The sequence below is a fragment of the Polaromonas hydrogenivorans genome, assembly GCF_040105105.1.
Taxonomy (GTDB): Bacteria; Pseudomonadota; Gammaproteobacteria; order Burkholderiales; family Burkholderiaceae_C; genus Polaromonas; species Polaromonas hydrogenivorans.
On sequence record NZ_CP157675.1, the window covers coordinates 2,956,337 to 2,981,137 of the forward strand.

The window sequence follows — 24,801 nt, forward strand, 5'->3', positions numbered from 1 at the left end:
TATAGAAACAGAAGCGCAAGCCGTGCCCGACACCCGCGCCCGCTTCCCGATTCGTCGCAGGCTGAGCGCGACGACCCGCGCACCTTGCAGCCCGCGCTCGCCCAGACCTCAGGAATGCATCATCGCTATAAAAATAATAGCTTCTTGCGCATGCTGGTATTGCGCAAAAGGCTGTTTTTACTTAAATCTCCGGGCTGCTGGCCGCTGCGGCAAACACGCCGCTGAGCAACTCGGGCAGGCGCTCGATGCCCATCTTGAAGCCGCAGGCCTGCGCGTGGCCACCGCCGCCCATGCTTTCGGCCAGCGCAATGCAGTCAAAGCTGCGCTGCGAGCGCAGGCCGACCTTGACGCCGCCGCTTTTGCCCACATGCCACAGCAGCGCAAACGTGCCGCTTTTTTCCGACAGCATGTTGCCGATCAGGCTGTGGAACACGCCGGGCGCGTTCAGCATCAGCCCGCTCTGGCCGTTGAACGTCACCGGCTGCGCGCCTTCGGCGATGTCGGCGGCGAGTTTTTTGAATTTCTCGTCCATGGCCGCGCCGCGCGCCATGAAATCGGTGATCTGCTCGGGGCTGAAGGCGGCAATCTCGGCCCAGCGCGCAAAGTCCAGCGGCTCCATGTCCAGCGCCGCCAGAAAAGCCGGGCTCTCGGGGTATTGCCAGGCCCAGATGTCGCGGTCTTCGATAAACAGCACCAGGCCGGGCACGGGCGCGGCGGGCTGGAAGAATTCCCAGGCCAGCCGGGCGCCGGACTTGCTCATGTCAAAGTGAACCACGCCGCAGCGGCAGGTAAAGCCGGTGAGTTTTTCGGCCGCGCTCTTGTGGTGGTCGAGCATGACGAGCTTGGCGGCGCGCTCTTCGATGGCGCGCAGGATGTCGGCTGAAAACGAGAAGTCGAGGATGTACACGGCGCGGCCCGCCAGCGCAGGCAAGTCGTCCACCGATTTGATGTCGCCATGGTCGAGCGGCAAAAATTCCGCCTTGCCGGCATAGAAAATCCAGGCAGCCAAGGCCGAGGCAAAGCCGTCGGGGCATTTGCGGCCGTGGTAGATGACCAGCGGCTGCGGGTCGTTGAGGTCGGGGGCAACCAGGAGTTGCAGGGGAAGAATGGTTTTCATGAGTCGCCGATTGTCGCCTTGCTGCAACGCGGGGGTTTGGCCGCCCGATGAAATCGTTGCGGCCCTGGCCTGCGCCGCCTGCAGCGCAGGCCAGGTGAAGCCGGCTCAGCCGGCGCTGATTTCAATGCGGCGCGGCCGGGCTTGCTCGGCTTTCGGGATGCGCAGGGTCAGCACGCCGTTGGCGAGCTTGGCCTCGATCTTGCCGGGGTCGAGTTCGCGGCTCAGGGTGAAGCTGCGCCGGTACTACAGCGCCTGGACTTCGCCGTACACCAGTTCCATGTTGCCGGCCACCGCCGGCACCGAGGCCGCGCCTTCGATCAGCAGGTTGTCGCCGGTCACGCGCACGACCAGTTGCTCCTTGGCCACGCCGGGCATGTCGGCAATGAGGGTCTGCGACTCCGCCTGGCCGGGCTGCTGGCTGGACGGGTCTTTCTGCTGGTTCTGCTGATTGGTATCCATGACATTCCTCCTTGATCAAAAAAATGACTCCCGGACATCAGTTGATGCTGATCTGGCGCGGTTTGGACGCTTCGCGCCGGGGCACGGTGACCCGCAGCATGCCGTCGCGGCAGGTGGCGTTGATCCTGGCGGGGTCGGCATCGTCGGGCAGTGAAATCACCCGCCGAAAACTTCCCTTGAAACGCTCCTGGGCATACACAGCGGTGTTGTCGCCCTGGGCAGGGCCATCGTTCTTGCGCTCGCCGGCAATCACCAGCAGGCCCTTGTCGATGGTGACCTGGAGTTCGGCCGGCTCCACGCCCGGGGCCAGCGCCAGCACTTCAATCGCCTCGGGCGTGCTGCCGACATTGATGACCGGGAAGGTGTGGCGCGGCAGCGCGCGAATGCTGCCGCCAGAGCCCGGCCGGAAAGTCTGCTCGAAACTTTCCTGCAGGCGGTTGAGGTCGGCGAACAGGTCGCCGTAAAGGTTCAGTGCTCCATTCATGAGGTGCCTCTCTTTGCTTGCACTGGTTGAACATCAAGGGGCAACAGCGCAGGCTCTGTTGCCCCCCGGCGCATCCGCTGATGCGATTCAAGACTAGCCACAGACCGGCATGGGCGCCAGCCGGCCCTGACAGCATCACGATATTGGCCGGCTGGAAAATTTCAAGGGGGTCAGCGTGAGGCTTTGTAAAGCCACGGCCCAGGCTACTCAGACCGCTCGACGACTTCAGGCAAGCGGTAAGCCGATGCCTCCTCGGCCGTTTCAAGCGTGGCGCGCGGCTGGTCGCTGTGCGACACCCTGTAGCCGTCGGCCACGTAGCCCGGGCCTTTCATCACCATCACGATGACGCAGCCAATGCCGACAGTGACGACCATGGACCAGTGGAAGACGATCACGCCGCCGATGACATAGTCCATCATCTGGACCCTGCGCAACTCTGCGGCGCTAGGTGCGGAGTCGCTCAGCAGATGCACCAGCGCCAGGCACAGCAAGGGCAGGACCGTGCCGGCCAGGGCGATCAGCGGCAGCTTTCTCCACAGCCGCCATTCCAGTCCGCTGGCAGCGCGCAAGCTTGGCTGAATTTTTTTAAACCAGTTCAATGTCTTACCCCCATTTACTGTGCGCCACCCTGTGCATAACATTGTTCAAACGCCCCGGAAGCCGCGCCACCACTGGCTTTCAGGATTGTGCGCTCGAATTGAGCAAAGACCCCGCTGGCAGGTCCGGCGAAAGCCCGATTTACCTCTGAAGAGCCGTTTTCGCAAGTGCTTTTACCATGGCCTGTCAATTCCCGGTTTCACGCCCCCATCGGCTTGAAATTACCCACTGTTTCTGTGGGCTACCCTGTGGATAACAATGTTCATAACCGACAAGACCCGCACCAGCGCTGGCTTTGCGGACCCTGCCTTGCAATTGACCAGCCTGTTGCCGGGAAAGGCCGGAAACCATCTTCCCCATGCATGTTAATTTTTCGCAATTTGCGTTGCGGGCCTGTAAGAGGACGCCGTTTAATGCTGTCAGGCTGCGCTTTACCTGAAGGCCATCCATAAAAAATGGCGCAAATCATGCGCCATTTTTTCCTTTTTCTGCCACTCCGCCAGCCCCGGCGCGGATGCGCTTTATTCCAGGCGCTTACGGCACGCGGCGTTCAATCGTGATGTTCTCGACTTCGACGCGGCGATTGGGCTCCAGGCACTTGATCAGCGCGGGAAGCTTTTTGTCGGTGCAGGCCACGACCGGATCGGCTTCACCCTTGCCTTGCGCCTTCAGGCGATTCGCATCAATCCCCTTGCTGGCCAGGTAGGTTTTGACGGCAAGCGCGCGGCGTTCGGACAGCTTCTGGTTGTACTGGCTGGAGCCGATACGGTCGGTGTAGCCGGTGATGACCACTTCGTTGACCTCGCCATGGCTGCCCAGGGCGGCCGCGATTTCATCAAGTCTGGGCTGCGGCATGCGCAACCCGGTGCTGTCAAAGGCAAACAGCTCGGTCGCCGACAAGGTGTACTTTTCAAACCGGGGCGCGGGCGGCGGCGGTGGCGGCGGTGGGGCAATCGCGACGACTTCCGGAGCCGGTTCGATGGCCGCCGTGCGCGGCGCGGGCGCCTGGGTTTTTCCGCCGAAGCGGTAAATCAGGCCGACCGACACCAGATCGACATGCCCCCGGTTGCCGATGGCATCGTTGACCCGGTAGCGTTCGGCCTCGGCGCGCACGGCCAGCGATTCGGTCAAGGCGTATTGCAGCCCCAGGCCGAGCTTGTAGTTGGTGTCGTTCTTGCGGGGATTCGGATTGGCCACCTGGACGGCGCCGGTGCCGCTGAAGGAATCGCGGGCCTGCGCGTAGTTCAGCCCGGCCCGGCCGAAGACGGAAAACTTCTCGCTCAAGGGAAGGGTGCCGACCAGGTCGAGGTTCAGCCCCCTGAGCTTGATGCGGCCGTCCAGTGTTCCGGCCGGCACGGTGGTGGCGGTGTAGCCGAAATTGCCCAGGTCGAAATAGCCGCCTTCGACCGCGAAATTTTTGTTGACCTGGTAGCCGCCAAAAATCTTGTAGCCGGTGGAGCGGTCATCATTGACGATGGTGCTGGAGCTGAACCCGCTGCCGGCCAGGCCGCTGTTGATTCGGGCGTCGTCAATCGACGCGGCCGAGCGGCCCGCATTGGCCCCGCCGTACCAGCCCGAATCCTGCCCCTGCGCCAGGGCTCCCGGACTGGCCAGTGCAGCCAGCGCGGCCAGACTGAGCGCACCAGCGATGTTTGTTGATTTCATGTGGTTCTCCAAGCAGGATTTAAATCATTGACCCGTTGCCGCCGGCCTCAGGGCAGGTTGATGCGCGTGTTGACCATGGTCACGCCGGAGATCAGGCTCAATGCCCGGCCATCGAGCACCGTGAGCTTGGCGTTGCCGGCGGTCGAGAAGGTCACGGCCTGCTGGGCAATGATGGTGCCCTTCATGAAGCCGCCACCCGCCGCATTGATGGTGGCCGATGTACCGACCTGCCAGAACACATTTTTTGCCTGGGCGCCGTTTTTAAGCACGATGCTGCGGGCGCCCGTCGGTCCGGCAATGCCCACCGTCAGCGAACTGCCCATCTGGAAGACGAAGACCGCATTCGGGTCGCCCTGCGCGTCCAGCGTCAGGTCGCCCTGCGTGAGCTGGTAGGAAGTGGCGGAGGTGTAGGTTCCGGGGGCAAGGGTCAGCAAACCCAGCTCGCCCGCGCCGGCATAAGCGCCCGGCGGCATGGCGACCAGCTGGTTATAAGCCACTTGCGCGGCGGCCAGGGCGGCATCGGCAATCACTTTGGTGGCGGCATTGCCGGGAGCGGGCGGATAGGTGTAGATGCTGCCGTTCACGACGCCCTTGTTCAGCGGCGTCACGGTATAGACATTGCCAGCCGTGTCCTGGAAGCCGGTCACGCCGGTCGATACGGCGGTGGTGCCGATGTCGCCATTGATGACGGTGTCAATGCCCTGGTTGGTCATGCCGGCGGTGCCGCCATAACTGGCAAAGGGTGCGGCCGCGCCAAGAACGATGGGTGATGGAACCGGCGGCGCGATGCAATTGACGGCGGTAAAGCTCCAGGCATGGCTGGCCAGCATCGGGTTGCCCTGAATGGCCAGATCCTTGACGCCGGTGGCGCCGCCCTTGATCACGGCGGAATACGTGACCCCGGCGGTCAGCGCGGCAAGCGGCGTGAAGGTCGCCACGCGGCCCGTGGCATCGTCCAGCACCACGGATGCCGCAAGCACGGGGGCCGGCGCCGGGCCGGTCACGGTGAAGGTGGCGGCATTGACGGTTGCCGGGTCCATTTCAAAGCCGGAGGGCACGTTGAAGCTGGCGTTGATGCTGGCGTTCGTGCAGACGTTGGCGGCGCCGGCGGCAGGCTGGGTAGACAGCACCGAGACATTGGCGGGTGCCACAGGCGCGGCGGTGGTGAATGTCCACACATGGTTGCTTGCCGCAGGCAATGGCGCCTGGTTGCCGGCCAGCTGGTTGCGTGCCAGGTCGGTCGCTGCAGCCGTCACGGTGGCGGTATAGGTCGCGCCCACCGCCAGCGCGGCGGCTGGCCTGAAGATGGCCGTCTTGCTGGCCAGGGAATAGCTCACGCTGCCTGCGGGTGAAACGCAGGGCGCGGCGCAGGTCACGGTAAAGCTGGCGGCCGTGATCGTGCCGGGGGCCATGGCTTCGGTGAAGGCTGCTTTGATGGCGGTGTTGGCGGGCACGCCGGTCAGAGGGCCGGGGTTGGCCGTGGCGGGAACCGTGAACGATACCCGGGGCCGCGTCGTGTCGGCTGTGACGCCGGTGGTAAAGCGCCAGACATAGGGACTGGCCAATGCCAGGCCGCTGGCCAGGCTGGTCGCCCCGCTGACCGTGGCCGTGTAGGTGGTGGACGCTGCCAGCGTGGCGGACGGCGCCAGCGAAAAGGTTGCAAGCTGCTGGGTTGAATCAAGTGCCACGACGCCCGCAGGGCTTGCGCAGGGGGCTGCACAGCTCAGCGTAAAACTGGCGGCGCCCGCCATGGACACCGGCTCGTTGAAGGCTGCGGTGATCAAGGTGTTGTTGAGCGCAACACCCGTGGAACCCGGCGCAGGCGCCACGGCGGTGACCACAGGCGCGACAAGGACAACGGCCGCAGGCGCAGGGACGACAGTCGCGCCGCCTGAACCCAGGATCGGATCACGCCCGCCACCGCATCCGGCTGCCAAGGCACTCAGCAGCACGGCAGCCAGCCAGGGGCGGCAGCGGGACTGGCTATTCAATGGTTTCATTTGCTTGTCCTGTCGATGTGAATCAAGTTGTCTGCGTTACGAAAATGCGCGACTTTTACGCAGTTTTTGCAGTTTTGTTACGCAGTTTTGCCGCGATTATGGGTTTGATCCATGCGCTAAAGCGCGTACCACAACTTGTCAGCGTCACGTCCTACATGCAGTAAGACCAGGGAAATGAAGCTTGTTTACGTGATTTTTTTGACGTTAGCTGCTTGGCTGCACCGGGACCGCTGCTGCCCGAGCGCGGCATGGAGTTGCTCCAACGCCTCGACACACTCCAGCACCACCGCCTGGATCGAGCTTGCCGATTGCGGCGCCGGCGGCAAGCAAGCGCTTGTCGCCACGCTGGTGGCGCAGTGCGTGAGCCTGTCGGTGACGGCGCGAAACAGCATGTCCCAGTCCTCACGCGCAATGTCCATCTGGCCGAACCTGTGTCCTGCATGGCCTGGCAACTTGCTGCTGGCTTCAGGGATCTGGCGCATTGATTGATTCATGAAGTCTCAGTTAACAGTAGTTGCGACGACCACCTCCCCCGACGGCCTTGCTTCAGGCAATCGACCAGGGATTCCTCAGTCGCTTTAAAAGACTTGTAACTGTTTAAGACTGAACCGTCTGTTTGCTAGCGCACACAGCTTGACGAGCTTCGCCGGGCCACAGCAAGTCGTTGTAGGTTTGCTGGCTCGTGGCATAGCAACTGCATGCGGCAGCTTCAAGTCCGCTGCGGTCGAGCACCCGGATTTCGCCCCGGTGGTATTCAATCAGCCCGCTGCGCTGCAGCGCACTGGCCGCCGCCGTGACGCCGACGCGGCGCATCCCCAGCATGTAGGCGAGAAACTCGTGCGTGAGGTGAAAGCTGTCGCAATGGGCGCGGTCCTGGCTCATCAGCAGCCAGCGCGCCAGGCGCTGGCCGATCAGGTGAAAACGCAGGCAGGCAGCCGATGTGGCCTGCTGGGCCATGAGCACATACAGGTAGCGGTGCAGGCCGCGCCGCAGCGCCGGACTGCGCGCCAACTCACGCCTGAAGGGAAGGGTGGCAATGCGCCAGGCCGTGCCCGAGCCCTGCACCAGCGCATGCAGCGGCGCAGTGAGCACGCCCAGCGCCAGTTGCGCGCCCAGCATGCCTTCACGGCCCACCATGCCGCCTTCCACACCCGGACTGCCGTCCACCAGCGCCACCAGGGAAATATATCCCCGCGTCGGAAAATAGACATGGCGAGTCGGTTTTCCGGGCTCGCACAGGACTTCTGAAAGCACCAGTTCGACCGGCTCGCAAATGGCCAGAAGGCGCGCGCGATCCCGGGCGGGAAGCAATTCAATCAGGTGGTTTTCGACGGCTTTCATGCGGGCTTTCGGGGGTTGCAGACCCTTCGGGGAAGGGGCAAGTTCAAAGCCGCGCAGCTGTCGGATGCAGTTCGATTCGGAGCGGCTGAGTATGCACCACGCCCACGATGCGTGAACGGGTCGGCCTGGCGCCAATCCGTGCCCGCTGCCTGGTAACCGGCAACGCGCCTAGGCCGCCAGCTTGTCCGGAAGCAGCCGGTCATATTCCTTCTTGACCACGGCATAGCATTCGCAGGTGCGTTTTTCCAGCCCCGGGCGGTCGAGCACCGTGATGCGGCCGCGCGAATAGCTGATCAGCCCGGCTTTTTGCAAATTGAGCGCGCCTTCGGTCACGCCTTCGCGGCGCACGCCGAGCATGTTGGCAATCAGCTCCTGCGTCATCACCAGTTCATTGCCCTGCAGGCGGTCGAGGCTGAGCAGCAGCCAGCGGCACAGTTGCTGGTCGAGCGAATGGTGGCGGTTGCACACCGCTGTTTGCGCCATTTGCGTGATCAGGGCCTGGGTGTAGCGCAGCAGCAGGTGCAGCACCGGCGCACGCTTGAACTCTTCCTTGATCGTCTGCGCCTTGAGCCTGAAGCCCTGGCCGGCGCTTTGCACCACCGCCCGGCTGGGTGTTGACTCGCCGCCCATGAACAGGGAAATACCGACGATGCCCTCATTGCCCACAACGGCAATCTCGGCCGATGCGCCGTTTTCCATGACGTACAGCAGCGAGACGATGGAGGTGGTCGGGAAATACACATGGCTGAGCGTGCTGCCTGATTCGTACACCACCTGGCCCAGGGGCATCTGTACCAACTCGAGCTGGGGCAGCCAGCGCTGCCACTCGGCATCCGGCAAGGCGGCAAGTAACTGGTTTTTTAGGGGGTCGTGGCTAACAGTCATCAGGATTTCCAGGGCAGATCTGGCTTGACTTGCTACCTCGGGTAGCTATCTCGCAGGGACCGGAGTATAGGCAATCAAGACCGAATGGTATGTGCGCTAGCGTACACACCATCCGGGCAAAACACAAATTCTCCGGCTACCTTCCCTCCCTCTGAAAAAGCCCGCCGCGCAACTGGCGTCAGTGGCGTATCCAGCGCCGGCCCAGCAGCACACCGGCCATGGTGGCGCCGGCCAGCATGGCAATGGACGGTCCGGGCATGGCGCGCGCCATGTTCACCGCGATGTCCGCCGTGCGGGGCGCCACCAGTTCGAGCCTGCGCTTCATCATCTTGCTGCCGAGTTCACCAAGCTGCTCCGGCAGCAGCCGCTCAGCCTCGGGCAGGATCAGGGTTTCCTCGTCGGCCACATGGTGCAGCACGTCGCGCATCAGCTCCATGTAGGTGTCGTCGTAGCGCGCGTCCTCCGGCTCCATGCCGCGCAGCACAGCAATCAGGCGCTTCATTTCAGCATGCTCGGAAACCGCCTTCCTGACCACTTCACTGCCGGTGGCTTCGCGAACGGCGGGGTAAAAGATTTCCTCTTCAAGCTGCGCATGAACCTCCAGCGCCAAGCAGGCGGTGTTGACCAGGCCCAGCTTGATGTGCGGCTTGCTGGCGGCTTTGTACTGGTGAAAGGTGGTCATCACGCTGGCGTGGTCCATGCGGATCATGTTGCATGCATTGGGTGCCAGGGCCTTGGTGATTGCGTTCATGGAACTTCCTTTTTTTTGAAGGTGATGCGGTGACGGATCGCACGGCGGCCGGCTTCAAGCCCCGCCCACCCCGACGGTGACTTTTCCGCTGCCATTGCAGGACGGGCATGGCGCATCGCCCACGCGGCCGGAGCCGCCGCATTCGCGGCAGATGCCTTCGCCGGTGCCAGGCGTTCCGGCGGGCGCTTCGTCGCCCGGGTTCAGAGCATCGCGGGGCGCTGAAATCGGCCCGCTGGCCGGGCTGCCTGCCGACGCGCCGAACATCTCCAGTGAAGCGCCCGGATCTTCCTCGCCAGCCACCGACTGGCTGTCCAGGTCGTCCTGTTCCTGCGATGCGGCTGGCATGCCAGGCCTGGAATTGACGGGTGGACTGGCGGCTTTGCCTGTCGTGCCCGCCCTGTCCGCTGGCGATGGGTCTGGTTTTTCAGTCATGAGTTGTCCCCGGTTGTTGCTGCCGATGCCATCCACTGCGGGAGTGCGGCCCGCAGGTGGATTCACCGCTGCATTCAACCTTACCCACGCTTCAAGCCCGGCGCAGCCGACAAGCTTCGCGCCTGAACGTAAGACAGTTCGTACACCGGGCCTGCCCCAGCAGCGCGGGAAGGTTCAGGACGCGTCGGTCCTGGGTGGCCGGGGAATCTTCTTCAGCTTGATCAGCCGGCTGGTCTCGATCTTGTCTTTTTTCACCTGCCGCTCGGCGTCCAGCAGCCGCCCGGCGGCCAGCCATTGGGCAAACTCCTCGGGCGTTTCCAGCGTGATGCGGCCCAGCGTGGCGGCGCGGAATTCGTAGATCACGATTTCGGCGGCTTTTTGCAGGTTGATTCGGCCCTTGCTGAGCACCGCGCCGCGCTTGCGGCCGATTTCTTCCAGCACTTGCTCGTCGGTGATGCCCGGCGTCAGTTCCAGCTTGTAGCGCGCGGCCAGAGCCTGCGGGTAGTTCGGAATCAGGTAGTCGAGCAGTTCCAGCGCCACCTCTTCTTCTTCAAACGCATTGCGGCCAATCGCGCCGCTGGCCGCCAGGTTGTAGCCGCTCTTGGCGACGATGATGCGCGGCCACAGCATGCCGGGCGTGTCCCACAGGTAAAAGCCGTCGGCCAGCACCAGGCGCTGCTCGACCTTGGTGATGCCGGCTTCGTCGCCGGTCTTGGTGGCGCGCTTGCCGGTCAGGGTGTTGATGAGCGTGGATTTGCCGACGTTGGGAATGCCGCAGATCAGCACGCGCATCGGCTTGACCATGCTGCCGCGCGTGGGCGCCAGGGCGTGGCAGGCGTCGATCAGCGCCTTGGCCGGCGTGCTCATGCTCGCGTCCAGGCCGATGGCGCGGGTGCCCGGCTGGCTGTTGTAGTGCTCCAGCCAGAGCGCGGTGCGCGCCGGGTCGGCCAGATCCTGCTTGTTGAGCACCTTGAGCGCGGGCTTGGCGCCGGTCAGTTCGGCCAGCATCGGGTTGGCGCTGGAGCCGGGCAGGCGGGCGTCGAGCAGCTCGATCACCACATCAATTTCCTTGATGCGCTCTGCAATAGCTTTTTTGGTCAGGTGCATGTGACCGGGAAACCACTGAATGGCCATCGGGATGTTTCTTTCTTGGGTTGGGCAGGTGCGTTGAAGGCTGCGTGATTGCAGCGGAGCGGCGCTTGGCTTTTCACCGCGAACCGCCCGGCACCGAACAGCGAATTGTCGCCTTTTCAGGCGCGGGTCCGCGCGGCACGCTGACGGGCCGCGCGCAATGGGGGAAAATCCGCTGCATGCCCCTACCCAACGCCCCTACCCGCCGACCGAACAACCCCGGCACCCGCCAGGCCGACAAAAAAGCCAACAACGAGTTGCTGCTCAAGGGGATTCTGTGCTCCCTGATTGGCCTGGGCGTGCTGCTGTCGCCCTACTTCATCACTTCGCCCGGCATGCAGGGCATCGTCGCCAAGGCTTCGCTGGTCGGCTGGTTCGCGCTGGTGCTGGGCGTGGCCTTCATCGGGCTGTACGTGCGGCGGCGCATGACGGCCTCGGTCAAGCCCTGAACCATTGCCATGCCTGATCTTTGCAGGGATGACGCCTGTGCGCCCGCCAGCCGGGAGGCTTGGCAGCTGCTGTTTACCGCCCTGCAGCAGCGCGCCCTTGACGCTGGCGTGATCCTGCGCCGTCCCCCACCAGAGCCCACGACCTGCTGCGGGCGCGGCTGTAATGGCTGCGTGTGGGAGGGTTTCTACAGCGCGGCAGCTTATTGGCGGGAAGAGGCTTTGCTTCGGCTGCTGGAATGAAGTTCAGAGAACAAATTTCCTGGCTTTTCTACAATCAAACTGGCTGGTTTTTCGCTATTTTTATGAGAGCAAGGAGTTCAAATGATGTATGCGTTTGCGTGTGCTTTTAGTGAGCGCGTTGGCGATATATATGTCAGCGGCTTTCCGTTGACATTCGTTAAGCTGGGAGTTATATGAGCGAACTAGCAGAAATCCGATTAGCTCCCATTGAATCCAACGCTGGTGAACCAGCTGGGACGAAGCTCGGCGGCAAAGCGGACTGGATTCAGCAGCCGTGGACACCGACGTGTTGCGGTCAGCCGATGACACTCCTGGGACAAATCGATTCACTGGATGTCCCGGAAGCAAAGTTGCCGGATAGCGCCATGGTCTACGTTATGTTCTGTGCAAGTTGCTTCGATGTGGCGTCACATCTCCAATGTTGCTGATCGCGCATACCAGCGCCGCGTTACATGGAATACGCCAGGCGCGATGCTCTGGGAAGACCATAGAGCCTAACTCCAACATTCGGCCTCACAAAATTCGATGAATCAGAGTTGCACATGAATGAGTTGTCGCGCAAGACTTGCTCAATTTGCGGCGTGAGCTTCCCCATGGGTGAGTTCTCGTACGGGAACAAAGACAACCGTTCGTATTGCAAAGCATGCGACAAGAGCGATAAGGCGGCTTACACGAAAGGCGGAGCCGAGGCCGCACGAAAGCTCCGGGACGAAAAACGCAGCAAGTGGAAGCAATGAAGCCCAATCGGGCAGCCGAAGGTTTTTAGCCTCCTTCCCACACCAGGCGAACCTCTTTCTCTTCAAACAGCGATTGCTACGCTTTCAATAGCTATCAGCGCATACACAGCATGCGCAAACAGGCTATTTTTCTTAAAAACCACGCCAAACCGCCCCCTGAAACCTCACGAAAACAGGCTCAGACGTGCGCAACCTCTGGAACCCGCACCTCCAAACATTCCGGCGACACATAGTGCTGGCGGTATTCCTCGAAAGGCAGGCTGTCGGCGGCTTCGATCTTCTTGCGTTCCTCGACCGACTGCTCGCTCAGCGCGGTGAAGCGCGCCAGTTGCTCGTCCGTCAGCGGCAGGCTTTGCAGGGCGTCGCGGGTTTGGAGCGACTGGGCGCGGACAAACCGGACAAAGGAGCTGTCAAAGTCGCGTTCCATGGCGGCCAGCACGCGGGCTGACGGCAGCGTGTCGGCATCGGCCAGCCCGGCTGCGGCTGCCGCCAGCGCATCGCGGTACTGCGTGCCGCCGTGTACAGCATCGAGCGCGGCGGCTATCGGCGCGCACTGGGCCAGCACTTCGCCGCCCCACTCCACCAACGCCACTTCGCCGCCCTGGCGCTTGAGCATCACGCCGGGTTCGCGGCCGCGCGCCGCCGTCTGGTGCTGGTTGTGCTTGAGTTCGTTGATTTCGGCCGGCGTGTCGGGCGGGCTGTCCGACAGCAGGCAGTGCAGCAAAAATACGTCGATGAAACGCATCGTCTGCGCGTTGATGCCGACCGTCTCGAACGGGTCCAGGTCCATCAGGCGGACCTCGATGTATTCGACGCCGCGCTCGCGCAGCGCATGCAGCGGCCGCTCGCCCTGGCGAATCACGCGCTTGGGGCGGATGGTGCCGTAGAACTCGTTCTCGATCTGCAAGAGCGTGGTGGCCAGCTGGTTGTAGTCGCCGCCGGGGTTGCGGATGCCCACCGCCTCATAGGCCGGATAGGGCCGGCTCAGTGCGTCCTGCAGCGACGCGGCGTAGCCTTCGAGGCTGTTGTAGCTGACGGCCAGCGACGCCTGCGCATCGCTCTGGTAGCCCAGCCGCCCCATGCGCAGCGACGTGCCGTGCGGCATGTACATGGTGTTGTCGGTCAGTTTCTGCAGCTCGTGCTGGCGGCCGGCGACAAAGCTAGAGCACACCGCCGGCGAGGCGCCGAACAAATACAGCAGCAAGAACGCCTGACGGCGGAAATTGCGGATCAGCGCAAAGTACTGCTCGCTGGTCACGCCGGGCAGCGACCAGTTGTAGTGAATGCCCGAAATCGTCTGCATGCGCCGGCCATAGCGGTGCGACAGGCCCATGCGATAGACGCTCTTGGCGCGCCCGACGTTGGACGAGCCGAAGCGGGCAATCGGAATGGTTTCGTCGGTCGGCAGGCCGCAGGGCATGCTGGAGACCCAGAGCATTTCGTCGCCGCTGCCTTCGCAGTTGCCCTGCAGCGCGCGGTAGGTGAACTGGTGCAGCTGCGTGAGTTCGGCCAAAGCGGCTTCGGGGCTGGCATGCGCGCTGGTGACCAGTTCGACCTGCGATTCGCTGAAGTCGGTGGTGATGCTGGGGTGCGTCAATGCCGAACCGAGGGCGGCGGGGTGCGGCGTCAGCGCCAGGGCGCCGCTGGGCTGGGCGCGCAGGCTTTCTTTCTCGATGCCGCGTCGCATGCCCTTGAGTTGCCGGGGGGTGAGCGCTTTCAGGCGGCTCAGGCGGTTTTGAAATATCGCATTGGCGGGTGCCTGCAATTGGGTCATGGTGTTGCCTCGGATTCTTGGGAATTGGCGTGGAAGTTATCACAGGCCCGTGCTTCGCGCTGTGGCGGGTCAATTGCCGGCACTGCCGTGAACGATCCATCTCAGGCCAGGACGCGCAGCAGCCACTTCTCCAGGTCAGCCACTTCCTGCGGGCAGACCGAATGCTCCATCAGGTACTCATGCCATTCGACGGGGTAACCCATGGCCGTCAACGCGTCACGGGTAGCGACAGCGCGCGGCAGCGCCACCACGCCGTCGCGCGAGCCATGGGCCAGGAAGATGGGAACGTCCTTGTTGGCGACGCTGCCTTCGGCAAGCGTTTTTTCAGCCAGCGGCAAATAGCCCGACAGGCCCGCGATGCCGGCCAGCCGCTCGCCGTGGCGCAAGCCGGCCATCAGCGCCATGGCGCAGCCCTGCGAAAAACCGGCGACCACGATGCGGCTGGCCGCAATGCCGCGCGCTTTTTCATTGGCGATGATGGCTTCCATCGACGCCTGGGTCTGGCGCATGCCGGCTTCGTCCTGGCGGCTGACCAGGTCGGCGCCCAGGATGTCGTACCAGGCGGGCATGCTGTAGCCGCCGTTGATCGTCACCGGCATGTGCGGCGCGCTCGGAAACAAAAAGCGCACCGGCCCGATGCTCGACAGGTCGAGCTGCTCGGCAATCGGCACGAAGTCGCGCCCGTCAGCGCCCAGGCCGTGCATGATGAGAATGGTGGCGACGGGGTTTTCGCCGGTCTGGGCTTCAATGATCTGGAGGGACATGCGCTTGCCAATAAAAAGAATGGAAACAAAAGGCCGGGATGACGCTGCGGCTACCAATCAGCACGGGCCATCCCGGCCGCTTCAGCGCCCTGATTTTAGTGCGCCCGGCCATCCGGTGGCCGGGCAGGACGCAGGCGCCAAGCGGGATGGCCTTGAATCCAATTAGGATGCGGTCAGCAATAACTTCCCTGCGTCATACCCGCGAAGGCGGGTATCCAGACTCGTTTGAGCGTTTCAGCCCGTGTTGCTGGATTCCCGCCTTCGCGGGAATGACGGACGGGAAGTTATTCTTTGCCAGATCCTTAACAATCGGATGCGTATTTTTTGGGCAGCTTGCAGCATGATGACCGAACTGCTTTCCCGAGGTCTTATGAAAACCAGTTCAACCCTTACTTCGCTTTTTCCTTGCCGCCTGGCGCGGTGGCTGGCAGCGGCGCTGGCCGCCTGCATGCTGTGGGGGCCAGCGCAGGCGTCGCCGCTCAGCAGCGCCGACGAGAAAGGCGTGCGCGCCGTGGTCGAAGGCCAGTTGGCCGCGCTCGCCAGGGACGACGCCGGCGCGGCGTTTTCGTTCGCGGCGCCCAACGTGCGAAAAACCGTCGGCTCGGCAGCGCGATTCATGGAAATGGTGCGCAGGAGCTATCCGGCCATCTACCGCCCCGCCTCGGCCGCTTTCCTCAAGCCCGAGGACCACCATGGACAAGTCCTCCAGCGGGTGCAGTTGATGGATGACGACGGCAATGCCTGGCTGGCGCTCTACAGCCTGCAGCGGCAAAAGGACAAGACCTGGCGAATCACCGGTTGCCAGGTCGTTCCCAACAAGGGACGCATGGCCTGACCGGGCAAACCTTTCTTGCTATGTTTTCAATAGCTGTCAGCGCTCATGGGTAAAGCGCAAACGCCTGTTTTGACATAGAAATAGCGCCGCCCGCCCTCACCCGCTCGTCATGCCGGCCCTTTTCCGGCCAGCCCCAGCCGCCGGGCCAGCCTGACCAGGTTGGCGCGGTGCAGGCCCAACTCGCGCGCTGCCGAGGCCCAGTTGTGGCGATGGCGCTCCAGGCTGGCTTCTATGCACTGGCGCTGGTGCACCTCGGTCGAGGTGCGCAAATCAACGGGTGCCGCAGCACTGGCGGCGGGCGCATTCGTGGCCGCCGCCAGTGTTCCTGCCGCCGCGCTTTCCTGCGCCACCGGAAAATCAAAATGCCCGGCGCTCAGGCTCACGATGCGGGGCCGTGGCGACTGGCCGGCCAGGGCTTTCAGCGCGCTGCGGCTCACCAGATGTTCAAGCTCGCGCACATTGCCGGGCCAGTCGTGCGCCAGCAGCGCAGCCCGCGCGCTGGCATCGAGCCGCAAACTGCCCAGCCCCAGGCGCGAACGGTTCTGCTCCAGGAAATTGCCCGCCAGCAGCAGCACGTCCTGGCCGCGCTCGCGCAGCGGCGGCACGACCAGCGGATAGACGCTGAGCCGGTGGTAAAAATCGGCGCGAAAGCGGCCGTCGCGCACCTCGGCGGCCAGGTCGCGGTTGGTGGCGGCAATCACGCGCACATCGACCTTATGCTCGCGGTCCGAGCCCAGGCGCTGCAGTTGCCCGCCCTGCAGCACGCGCAGCAGCTTGGCCTGCACCGCCAGCGGCAGCTCGCCGACTTCGTCGAGGAACAGCGTGCCGCCATCGGCCAGCTCGAACTTGCCGCGCCGGTCGGCCACGGCACCGGAAAACGCACCGCGCACATGGCCGAACAGCTCGCTTTCGACCAGCGTCTCGGGCAGCGCCGCGCAGTTCAGGCTGATCAGCGGGCGCGAGGCACGCGGCGACGCAGCATGCAGCGCCTGCGCCACCAGTTCCTTGCCGACGCCGGTTTCACCCGTCAGCAGCACCGTCAGCGCGCTGTTGCCGACGATGGCGATTTCCTCCAGCAGCCGCAGGTGCGCAGGGCTTTGGCCGATCAGCGTGGGCGGCGCGCTTTTTTCGGCCATCAGCGCGCGAAAAATGTCGGCGCGCCGGCGCTCGTCCTCGGCCCGCAGGGCCAGGCCTTCGATGCGCTGCACGACGCTGACGGTGGCGGCCGCCAGACTGGCGAAAGCCTGCAGGTCACGCAAATCGACCGCTGACAAGCGCTCCCTGGCCAGCGAGTCGAGGGTCAGCAAGCCCCACGGCTTTTCACCGACCCGCACCGGGCAGCCCATGCAGTCATGCACTTCCAGCTGGCCGTGAAAGCCCTCGACCAGGCCGTCGTAGGGATCAGGCAGCGGGCTGTCGGCGGCAATGCGCAGCGGGCCGCCGGCCGCCAGCAGCAGGCCGAAACGCGGGTGCTCGTCGATTTTGAAGCGCCGGCCCAGCGTGTCGCGGCTCAGGCCATTGACCGCCAGCGGCAGCAGCCAGTCGCCGTCCAGCCGCAGCAGCGCCACCGCGTCGCAGGGCAGCAAGGCGCGCATCGCATCTAACAGGCGGCGGTAGCGCTCACTGTCAGGCAGTTCGCGCGACAGGTCATCGACCAGCGGCACCAGCGCCTGCAACATCGGGTTGGCAATCAAATTGACTCCTTAAAGCATCATCTTGACTACTTTACACCCGTATCTTTTTGACTCTTTCAAAACCCGGCCGGCTCCAAGTGCTTGATCCATATCAATTGTGTTCCTGGCACGACTATTGAATAAGCAGCTTATCGGCAGGTTACCCGGCTTCGCACGGTGCGAGGCGCGAACTGCCTTCAATGGAGAATTCATGCTGACCCCAGAACAACGCGCCATCGTCAAATCCACCGTCCCCCTGCTGGAGACGGGCGGCGAGGCGCTGACCACCCATTTCTACAAGATCATGCTGGCCGAGCATCCCGAGGTGCGGCCGTTTTTCAACCAGGCGCACCAGGCCAACGGCGACCAGCCGCGCGCACTGGCCAACGGCGTGCTGATGTATGCGCGCAACATCGACCGGCTGGAGCAGCTCGGCGGGCTGGTCAACCAGATCATCCAGAAGCATGTGTCGCTGCAGATCGAGGCGGCGCATTACCCGGTGGTGGGCAGCTGCCTGCTGCGCGCCATCCGCGAGGTGCTGGGCGCTGAGATTGCCACCGACGAAGTGATTGCCGCCTGGGCGGCGGCCTACCAGCAGCTGGCCGACATCCTGATCGGCGCGGAAGAAAAGATTTACGCCGACGTGGCCGCTGCCCCCGGCGGCTGGCGCGGCGGGCGCGCGTTTCGCGTGGCGCGCAAGGTGGCCGAAAGCGCCGAGATCACCTCGTTCTACCTGGAGCCGCAGGACGGCGGCGCGCTGGCCAGCTTCGAGCCCGGCCAGTACATCGGCCTGCGCCTGGTGGTGAACGGCCAGGAAATCCGCCGCAATTATTCGCTGTCGGCCGCGCCCAACGGCAACGACTACCGCATCAGCGTCAAGCGCGAGCCGGGCGGCGTGGCCTCGAATTACCTGCATGACCAGGTGCATGAAGGCGATGTGCTGGAACTGGCTCCGCCGGCCGGCGAATTCGTGCTGGCAGACAGCGACAAGCCGCTGGTCCTGATCAGCGGCGGCGTCGGCATCACGCCCACGCTGGCGATGCTGGACGCGGCCTTGCTGGGAACGCGGCCGGTGCATTTCATCCACTTTGCCCGCAACCGCTCGGCGCATGCGTTTCGCGCCGCCATCGAGGCGCGCCATGCCCGGCATGCACAGCTCAAGCGCTTTTATGTCTATGACGAGCATGCGGACGAAGCGCAGGCGCCGCACGCCATTGGCCTGCTCAGCAGCGCGCAGTTGGCCGAATGGCTGCCGGCTTCACGCGATGTGGACGCCTACTTTTTAGGCCCCAAGCCCTTCATGCGCCATGTCAAGAAGCAGTTGCGCGAGCTGGGCGTGCCTGAATCGCAGACCCGCTACGAGTTTTTTGGTCCGGCCAGCGCGCTGGAATAAAAAGGCGGACGGATGCGCCGGGCACTATGGTTCTAATAGCTGCCTGCGCACGTCCTGCTTGCGCAAAAGGCCGATTTGGTCACAAAACCGAACGACCAGACCACCTGATGACCCTTGGCGCTTTGCTCAATACGTGCCGATGTAGTCCTTCTTGCCCACTTCCACGCCGTTGTGGCGCAGGATGGCATACGCCGTGGTGGTGTGGAAAAAGAAATGCGGCAGGCCGTAATTGAACAAATAAGACTCGCCGGTGAAGCGCTTTTCCTTGGGCGTGCCAGCCTGCGTGACGATTTCGCGCGTGGCGGCTTCGTCGAACAAGACTGCATCCAGGCCGTCAATGAACGCCAGCACGGTGGCAATGCGCGCCTGCAGGTCGGCAAAGGTCTGCTCGTCGTCGGCCAGCGTGGGCACGTCCACGCCGGCCAGCCGGGCCGAGACGCTCTTGGCGAAGTCGGTGGCGACCTGGACCTGGCGCAGCATCGGGAACATGTCGGGAAAAAGCCGCGCCTGCAGCAAGGCGTTGGGATCAATTTTTTTCGCCGCGACATGCGCGTCGGCCTTGGCCAGTACCTGGCCGAGGCCGCCCAGCAGCTGTTTGAAAACGGGAATCGAGGCGGTGTAGATAGCGCTGGTCATGGGTTCTTTCAGTAGGGAGTGTCAACAGGAAGGCGGCCCGCCAGCAGAGGCGAGCCGCAAACCTGGAGGATTCTCGCCGGCTTCAGCCGGACGTGTTGGACCGGCGGCAATGGCCTGCAAGTCATCGGCCCATCCGCCTGTGACTCATTGCGCCATGCCGGGGTCGATGGCCTGCGCAAATGCGATGTGATTGCCGTCGGGGTCGGTGATCATCAGGGTCTTGACCTTTTGCCCCGAGCTTCGCTGCCCGGTGTCAATCTTGCATTGCCGGAGATGCGCCGCCTGTTCGTCGATGTCGGTGACCGCCAGCGTCACCGAACCCGAACCGGCGCGTTCGGGGAGTTGATACACCTGCAGCCAGCCGCCGCCATCAAACTTCCATTCAGCCACCTCGGCCATGGGCCGGGAGTCGGCTGACCGGCCCAGGAGGCGTTCGTACCACTTGAGCGCGGACTCAATATCCTTGACGGCAAGGCTGGCGATTGCATTGCGGATGGGCATGGAGATTTCCTCATAGAAGTTACCTTGCCCATTTGCCCTCTTGTTTCGCGGTGGCCTTGTAGGTAAAAGTTGCGCGGGAGAGCCGGTGAAATGCGAATGCGGCGGTTTGCGCAAGATCGCCGTCCTATTCGAAAAGCGTCTGTCATGCCCGGCGGTTCAAGTCATACCCACTTTCGAGCGCAACGCTTTCACGTCAACCGGCCGGGGGCGGTGAACGCGCGTCTGCGGCGCACGGCCTTCAGCGTGTTCAACGGCTTCCAGCAGGCCGCGTTTGATGCTGTCGAATGAAGTGCTCATGTCTGTTTCCTTTTCCATGTTGATACCAGTAACTGAACCAGGCCGGCCAGGTCATTGCGCTCGGCTTTGGACAAGTTGGCTTGGTCGCCCTTGTCGCACCACCCCAGCCAGCCACGCATCAATCAGCGCCGGGTCATTCACCGTCCTGATCTGCTGATAGGCGATTTCGGCTTCAGGAAAACGCCAGCGCTCGGCAATGATCTGAAAGGCAAGCTGTTCATTCTTGTTTACGCGGCAGCGATTCCGCTGGCCTTTGTCGGACGGTGGTTGGCTCTTGGCCTATATGTGGTCGTCGCGCTCATATGACTGATCCCGGACCGGCGCATTGAAAAAATGCTGGATCGCTGAAATTTTTGGACAGTAGTTTCCAAAACAGCCTGAAAATTTAAGCAAATAATGGCTGTAGCCGTGATGGTACTTGCGCAGCCAGCTATCAAAAAAGTAGCGAATCGCGGCTTATTCCATTCCTGGCCTTCATGCCGCTGGGCTGGCTGCGGGAGGCAGCTTCTGGCAACTTTGTTGTGAAAGACGGGCATCAGGCCGATCCTGATTCTCAGGCTTATTCAATCGATGGTGAGTTTTCGCTGCAAAGCAGCCAGCCATTTGGTGTTATTCATTCAGATCGAATCGAAAACAGTCACGAAAAAGCATCCATTCGACCTCCCAGTCATTCCCCTTCAGCGCGCGTTCACAACAACCCGCCCGCCTGAACATTCACCCGGCATCAAGTCCCGGCACTCGCACCGAAAAACGCGATAGCGGCAGAGCAGCCCCTGCAGATAAATTGACAGCAAGCTGCGCCAGCACCACCCCCGCCAGCCAGACATCAATCAGCGCCGGGTCATTCACCGCCCTGATCTGCTGGTAGGCGATTTCGGCTTCAGGAAAACGGCGGCGCAAAAAATTGAGCCACTGCTTGAGTCGGCCGGCACGCGAGCGGACATCGAGCCGGGTGCAGACGATGTGCCAGAACTCGGCCAGCAGCGGCACCAGTTGGGGCCAGGCAACGCCCGCAGGCGATGCAGCGCCGTTCATCGACGCCTTGATCGCCAGCCCCAGCCCCGGGTCGGTGACCACGCCGCGCCCCAGCATCAGCGATTCGCAGCCCGACGCTTCGCGGCAGCGGCGCGCATCGCTGACCGTCCAGATTTCGCCGTTGGCCACGACCGGAATGCGCACGGCGGCGCGAATGTCGGCAATGCGCTCCCAGTAGGCGGGCGGGCGGTAGGCCTGCGCCCTGGTGCGGGCATGCACCACCAGCTCGTCGGCGCCGCCGCCGGCAATCGCCAGCGCGCATTCCACCGCGCGCGAATCGTCGTTAAAGCCCAGCCGCATCTTGGCCGACACCGGCATGTGGCTTGGCACGGCGCGGCGCACGGCGGCGACGATGGCGGCGATGGTTTCGGGCTCGTCGAGCAGCGCCGCGCCGCCGCCATGGCGGTTCACTATTTTTGCCGGGCAGCCGAAGTTCAGGTCGATGCCGGCCGGCCCGAGTTCGGCCAGCCGCCCGGCGTTTTCAGCCAGGCAGACCGCATCGGACCCCAGCAGCTGGGCGCGCACCGGAACGCCGGCCAGCGTGCGGCCGCCGTTGTGCAACTCGGGAACGATGCGGGTGAACACGCGCTCGGGCAGCAGCTGGTCGGTGATGCGGATGAATTCGGACACGCAGCGGTCAATGCCGCCCACCCGCGTCAGAATGTCGCGCAGCACGAAGTCGAGCAGCCCTTCCATGGGCGCGAGCAGGATGGTCATGGACTCGCTAGCTTGGAGAACGGGAGGTCAGGCCGCGCCCAGACGCCAGAGCGACGTGACTTCGGCGGCGCGCGCCTTGTGCAGCGGGTTGCTTGCATCGGCCACCTTGGGATGATCGGGCTTGGCGTCGATGCGGCCCAGCACCTTCAGGCCGCTGGCCTTGATCGCGGCCAGCAACTCGGCGCGCGTGCGCAAACCCAACTGTTCGGCAAAATTGGACAGGATCAGCCAGCCTTCGCCGCTAGGGGCCAGGTGCGCGGGCAGCCCCTTGAGGAAACCCAGCAGCATGCGGCTGTCTTCGTCGTACACCGCGCCTTCGAGCGGCGAGCCGGGGCGCGCCGGCAGCCACGGCGGGTTGCAGACGATGACCGACGCTTGTCCCTCGGGAAACAGGTCGGCCTGCATCACCTTGACCGGGTTCGGCAGGCGCAGGCGGTAGATGTTTTCACGCGCGCATTCGAGCGCGCGCGGGTCCAGGTCGGTGGCCACGACCTGATCCACCTCGCCACGCAGCGCCAGCACGGCCGACAGCACGCCGGTGCCGGTGCCGATGTCGAAGGCGACGAACTTGGAGCCTGGGTTGGCGGGCAAGGGGGCATTCGCCACCAGGTCCACGTACTCGCCGCGCACGGGTGAAAACACGCCGTAATGCGGGTGAATGCGGTTGTTGGGCGCCTTGCCCAAGGCGGGGATTTCAACGCCTTTCTTGCGCCACTCATGCGCGCTGATCACGCCCATCAATTCGCGCAGCGACGCCACGCTGGGCTGGCCCGCCTCGCCGGCCGCGCCCCAGGCCTCGGTGCAGGCTTGTTTTGCGTCAGGCGCGCGGCGCAAATCTACGCCGTAGTCGGCGCCAAACTCGATCAGCACCATGCCCAGAACCCGGGCGCGCTGCGACTGGGCCTGGCGGTGCAGGTGGAAATCCTGGCCGGCCGGAACGCCGGAGACGGCGTTGTCGGCGGCTTTCTTGATCGCGACCCGGGCCAGCTTGGAGGCTTTGGGCGGCTTGTCGATGCGCCTGGCCAGCGCCTGCACCATCTGCCGAGCGTTCTGGAAATCGCCGCGCCAGAGCAGGCCGGTGCCTTCGCAGGCCAGCCGGTAGGCGGTGTCGGCGGCCATGGTGTCGTCGGCCTCGACGATGCGCCGGGGCGGCGCTGCGCCACGTTCGGAACGCCAGAGCGCCGAATGCTCCACACCTGCTTCTTTCCACTGAATAAGGGTTGAGGCCGGGGCGGCTGATTCGGGAAGCGTGACGGCGGTCACGGAAAAGAAGGTAGGCATGGGCAAGGCAGTCAGAAAGAAAAGACCCAGTGTTTTAACAGATGGCTAGCGCTTTCCCGGTAAAAACCCTGCCGGCAGCATTTATTGAAAGAAAAAATGGCTTCTGCGCAAGCAGCACGCGCGCAAGCAGCTATGAATTACATAGCATCCCCGGCGCGCCTGATTTTTTCTCAAGCCCAGCCGCCGCCCAGCGCGCGAATCAGTCCGACCGTTGACAGGTATTGCGCGGCTTTCACCTGCAGCGCCTGGCGGCGGTTGCGCAACTCGCTGCGCTGGGCGTCGAGCAGTTCGAGCTGGCTGACAAAGCCGTTGCGGTAGCGCGTATCCGACAGCAGCGTGGCGCGGCTGCTCGAAGCCACCGAGCGCGATTGGGCTTCGGACTGCTCGGCCAAGAGTCGCAGGGCCGACAGCTGGTCTTCCACGTCCCGGAAGGCGACCAGAATCTGTTCGCGGTAATTGGCCAGCGCGATGTCGAGTTCGGCATTGGCGTTCTGCACACCGGCTTCGCGCTGGCCGCCGTCCAGAATCGGCAGCGACAGCAGCGCGCCAATGCCCCAGGAACGCATCGACAGCTTGAACAGATCGCCCACTTCAGGCGCGGCGTAACCGCCGGTGGCGGTCAGCGAGATGCTGGGAAACCATGCCGTCTTGGCCACGCCCACGCGCGCCTGCGCCGCCTGCAGCGTGGTTTGCGCGGCGGCGATGTCGGGCCGGCGAACCAGCACGCTGCTGGGCACGCCGGCCGGTATCACGGGCAGCGCCGTGGCCCATTCGACCGGCGCAATCTGGAAGGTCGAGGCGACCTCGCCGACCAGCACGGCCACGGCATGTTCAAGCTCGGCGCGGCGGCGGTCCAGCGCCAGCGCTTCCGATTCGGTGGAGGCGACTTCGCTGCGCACGCGGGCCACGTCCAGCTCGGCCACGTCGCCTTCCCTGAAGCGCACTTCGGTCAGGCGCAGCGTGTTGCGGTAGGCCTGCAGCGTGCTGTTGACCAGCCCGCGCTCGGCATCCAGCGCCCGCAGGCTGAGGTAGGTTTGCGCCACGTCGGCCTGCACCAGCAAACGCGTACTGCGCAGCAGCGCCTCGCGCGAGGCGGCATCGAGCGACGCGGCATTCGACGCGCCCGCCAGCTTGCCGAACAGATCGACCTCGTACGACAGGCTGGCGCCGGCACTCACCACGGTGGCGGGCACATGGCCGGTGTCGGTGTTGCTCTGGCGCGTGACGCCGGCGCCCAGGCCGACTTGCGGCGCGCGGCTGGCATCGGTCTGGCGCGCAATCGCCCGCGCCTGCAGCAGCCGTCCGGCCGCGACCTGCACGCTGTTGTTGTTGCGGCTGGCCTGCTCGACCAACTGGTTGAGCACCGGGTCGGCAAAAACGCTCCACCACACGCCCTGCCCGACGGCTTCACCCGAAGCCGGCGTTGCGGCTGCGACGGAACCCGCTTGCTCTTTGAAAGCGGCCGGCGTTGCCGGAACGCTGGACGTGTCGAGCGGCGTGCTGGTCGCGCAGCCGGCCAGCAGCAGTGCGGCAAACAGCAGCGAGAGCGCCGGGGCCGATGAAATTAAACGGTTCACAGTGAACTCCTCAAAAATGGTGGTTCGATT

28 protein-coding genes are annotated in these 24,801 nt (G+C 63.8%); 6 read left to right on the forward strand and 22 right to left on the reverse strand.

The annotated features are described in order from the left end of the window. Positions 1–181: 181 nt before the first annotated feature. The 13 genes from ABLV49_RS14215 to ylqF form a co-directional block, all read right to left on the reverse strand. A complete protein-coding gene (locus ABLV49_RS14215) occupies positions 182–1,117 on the reverse strand; it encodes a DHH family phosphoesterase (protein WP_349277362.1) in 936 nt (311 codons plus the stop codon). Positions 1,118–1,222: 105 nt separating this feature from the next. Then, complete coding sequence (locus ABLV49_RS26055) at positions 1,223–1,342, reverse strand: Hsp20/alpha crystallin family protein (RefSeq protein WP_432280027.1); 120 nt, start codon at positions 1,340–1,342, stop codon at positions 1,223–1,225. 18 nt (positions 1,343–1,360) lie between these two features. Then, the gene (locus ABLV49_RS14220; protein WP_349277364.1) at positions 1,361–1,576 is read right to left on the reverse strand and encodes an Hsp20/alpha crystallin family protein; all 216 of its coding nucleotides are present in this window, start codon (positions 1,574–1,576) and stop codon (positions 1,361–1,363) included. 37 nt (positions 1,577–1,613) lie between these two features. Then, positions 1,614–2,060 carry an Hsp20/alpha crystallin family protein gene (locus ABLV49_RS14225; RefSeq protein WP_349277365.1) on the reverse strand — a complete coding sequence of 149 codons (447 nt, stop codon included), beginning with the start codon at positions 2,058–2,060 and terminating at the stop codon, positions 1,614–1,616. A gap of 203 nt (positions 2,061–2,263) precedes the next feature. Continuing rightward, positions 2,264–2,629 carry a hypothetical protein gene (locus ABLV49_RS14230; RefSeq protein WP_349277367.1) on the reverse strand — a complete coding sequence of 122 codons (366 nt, stop codon included), beginning with the start codon at positions 2,627–2,629 and terminating at the stop codon, positions 2,264–2,266. A gap of 562 nt (positions 2,630–3,191) precedes the next feature. Then, entirely contained in the window at positions 3,192–4,322 is a 1,131-nt protein-coding gene (locus ABLV49_RS14235; RefSeq protein ID WP_349277368.1) for an outer membrane beta-barrel protein, read from the reverse strand. Positions 4,323–4,369: 47 nt separating this feature from the next. After that, positions 4,370–6,322 (reverse strand): ice-binding family protein, encoded by a 1,953-nt coding sequence (locus ABLV49_RS14240; RefSeq protein ID WP_349277370.1) that lies wholly within the window; start codon positions 6,320–6,322, stop codon positions 4,370–4,372. 185 nt (positions 6,323–6,507) lie between these two features. Further along, a complete protein-coding gene (locus tag ABLV49_RS14245; RefSeq protein ID WP_349277372.1) occupies positions 6,508–6,816 on the reverse strand; it encodes a hypothetical protein in 309 nt (102 codons plus the stop codon). Positions 6,817–6,919: 103 nt separating this feature from the next. Then, a complete protein-coding gene (locus ABLV49_RS14250) occupies positions 6,920–7,663 on the reverse strand; it encodes a Crp/Fnr family transcriptional regulator (protein WP_349277374.1) in 744 nt (247 codons plus the stop codon). Positions 7,664–7,831: 168 nt separating this feature from the next. Then, positions 7,832–8,548, reverse strand: a complete 717-nt coding sequence (locus ABLV49_RS14255; protein WP_349277376.1) for a Crp/Fnr family transcriptional regulator — start codon at positions 8,546–8,548, stop codon at positions 7,832–7,834. A 178-nt stretch (positions 8,549–8,726) separates the two neighbouring features. Then, a complete protein-coding gene (locus ABLV49_RS14260; protein ID WP_349277378.1) occupies positions 8,727–9,299 on the reverse strand; it encodes a hemerythrin domain-containing protein in 573 nt (190 codons plus the stop codon). A 54-nt stretch (positions 9,300–9,353) separates the two neighbouring features. Beyond that, positions 9,354–9,731 carry a hypothetical protein gene (locus ABLV49_RS14265; RefSeq protein ID WP_349277380.1) on the reverse strand — a complete coding sequence of 126 codons (378 nt, stop codon included), beginning with the start codon at positions 9,729–9,731 and terminating at the stop codon, positions 9,354–9,356. Between the two features lie 174 nt (positions 9,732–9,905). Next, positions 9,906–10,865, reverse strand: coding sequence for a ribosome biogenesis GTPase YlqF (gene ylqF, locus ABLV49_RS14270; RefSeq protein WP_349277382.1), 960 nt, complete (start codon positions 10,863–10,865; stop codon positions 9,906–9,908). A gap of 65 nt (positions 10,866–10,930) precedes the next feature. Between ylqF and ABLV49_RS14275 the strand changes: the two genes are divergently transcribed. Together ABLV49_RS14275 and ABLV49_RS14280 are read left to right on the forward strand one after the other, a co-directional pair. Further along, positions 10,931–11,311: a hypothetical protein gene (locus tag ABLV49_RS14275; protein ID WP_415838197.1), complete on the forward strand. Its 381-nt coding sequence runs from the start codon at positions 10,931–10,933 to the stop codon at positions 11,309–11,311. 9 nt (positions 11,312–11,320) lie between these two features. Beyond that, a complete protein-coding gene (locus tag ABLV49_RS14280; RefSeq protein ID WP_349277384.1) occupies positions 11,321–11,551 on the forward strand; it encodes an oxidoreductase-like domain-containing protein in 231 nt (76 codons plus the stop codon). Positions 11,552–12,466: 915 nt separating this feature from the next. Here ABLV49_RS14280 and gshA read toward each other — a convergent pair. Then, positions 12,467–14,062, reverse strand: coding sequence for a glutamate--cysteine ligase (gene gshA / locus ABLV49_RS14285; protein ID WP_349277386.1), 1,596 nt, complete (start codon positions 14,060–14,062; stop codon positions 12,467–12,469). A gap of 101 nt (positions 14,063–14,163) precedes the next feature. Next, positions 14,164–14,826: an alpha/beta hydrolase gene (locus ABLV49_RS14290; protein ID WP_349277387.1), complete on the reverse strand. Its 663-nt coding sequence runs from the start codon at positions 14,824–14,826 to the stop codon at positions 14,164–14,166. Between the two features lie 370 nt (positions 14,827–15,196). Between ABLV49_RS14290 and ABLV49_RS14295 the strand changes: the two genes are divergently transcribed. Further along, on the forward strand, positions 15,197–15,661 hold the full coding sequence (locus ABLV49_RS14295; RefSeq protein WP_349277389.1) for a DUF4864 domain-containing protein: 465 nt from the start codon (positions 15,197–15,199) through the stop codon (positions 15,659–15,661). A gap of 107 nt (positions 15,662–15,768) precedes the next feature. Here ABLV49_RS14295 and norR read toward each other — a convergent pair whose 3' ends face one another. Beyond that, on the reverse strand, positions 15,769–17,355 hold the full coding sequence (gene norR / locus ABLV49_RS14300; protein ID WP_349277391.1) for a nitric oxide reductase transcriptional regulator NorR: 1,587 nt from the start codon (positions 17,353–17,355) through the stop codon (positions 15,769–15,771). Between the two features lie 190 nt (positions 17,356–17,545). Here norR and hmpA point away from each other — a divergent pair, with 190 nt between their 5' ends. Then, positions 17,546–18,727 carry an NO-inducible flavohemoprotein gene (gene hmpA / locus ABLV49_RS14305; RefSeq protein ID WP_349277393.1) on the forward strand — a complete coding sequence of 394 codons (1,182 nt, stop codon included), beginning with the start codon at positions 17,546–17,548 and terminating at the stop codon, positions 18,725–18,727. A gap of 126 nt (positions 18,728–18,853) precedes the next feature. Here the strand turns inward: hmpA and ABLV49_RS14310 are convergent, their stop codons facing one another. From ABLV49_RS14310 to ABLV49_RS14320, 3 genes are all read right to left on the reverse strand, one after another. Continuing rightward, entirely contained in the window at positions 18,854–19,363 is a 510-nt protein-coding gene (locus ABLV49_RS14310) for a DUF1993 domain-containing protein (RefSeq protein WP_349277395.1), read from the reverse strand. 144 nt (positions 19,364–19,507) lie between these two features. Next, positions 19,508–19,864 (reverse strand): VOC family protein, encoded by a 357-nt coding sequence (locus ABLV49_RS14315; protein ID WP_349277397.1) that lies wholly within the window; start codon positions 19,862–19,864, stop codon positions 19,508–19,510. 156 nt (positions 19,865–20,020) lie between these two features. Then, positions 20,021–20,161, reverse strand: a complete 141-nt coding sequence (locus ABLV49_RS14320; protein WP_349277398.1) for a hypothetical protein — start codon at positions 20,159–20,161, stop codon at positions 20,021–20,023. Between the two features lie 66 nt (positions 20,162–20,227). Here ABLV49_RS14320 and ABLV49_RS14325 point away from each other — a divergent pair, with 66 nt between their 5' ends. Both ABLV49_RS14325 and ABLV49_RS14330 read left to right on the forward strand, forming a co-directional pair. Beyond that, entirely contained in the window at positions 20,228–20,467 is a 240-nt protein-coding gene (locus ABLV49_RS14325) for a hypothetical protein (RefSeq protein WP_349277400.1), read from the forward strand. 170 nt (positions 20,468–20,637) lie between these two features. Continuing rightward, positions 20,638–20,871, forward strand: a complete 234-nt coding sequence (locus ABLV49_RS14330) for a hypothetical protein (RefSeq protein WP_349277402.1) — start codon at positions 20,638–20,640, stop codon at positions 20,869–20,871. Between the two features lie 4 nt (positions 20,872–20,875). Here ABLV49_RS14330 and ABLV49_RS14335 read toward each other — a convergent pair whose 3' ends face one another. From ABLV49_RS14335 to ABLV49_RS14345, 3 genes are all read right to left on the reverse strand, one after another. Further along, positions 20,876–21,913, reverse strand: coding sequence for a tRNA-dihydrouridine synthase (locus ABLV49_RS14335; protein WP_349277404.1), 1,038 nt, complete (start codon positions 21,911–21,913; stop codon positions 20,876–20,878). Between the two features lie 27 nt (positions 21,914–21,940). Further along, positions 21,941–23,194 carry a class I SAM-dependent methyltransferase gene (locus ABLV49_RS14340; protein WP_349277405.1) on the reverse strand — a complete coding sequence of 418 codons (1,254 nt, stop codon included), beginning with the start codon at positions 23,192–23,194 and terminating at the stop codon, positions 21,941–21,943. Between the two features lie 170 nt (positions 23,195–23,364). Continuing rightward, positions 23,365–24,771 (reverse strand): efflux transporter outer membrane subunit, encoded by a 1,407-nt coding sequence (locus ABLV49_RS14345; RefSeq protein WP_349277407.1) that lies wholly within the window; start codon positions 24,769–24,771, stop codon positions 23,365–23,367. Positions 24,772–24,801 lie beyond the last annotated feature (30 nt).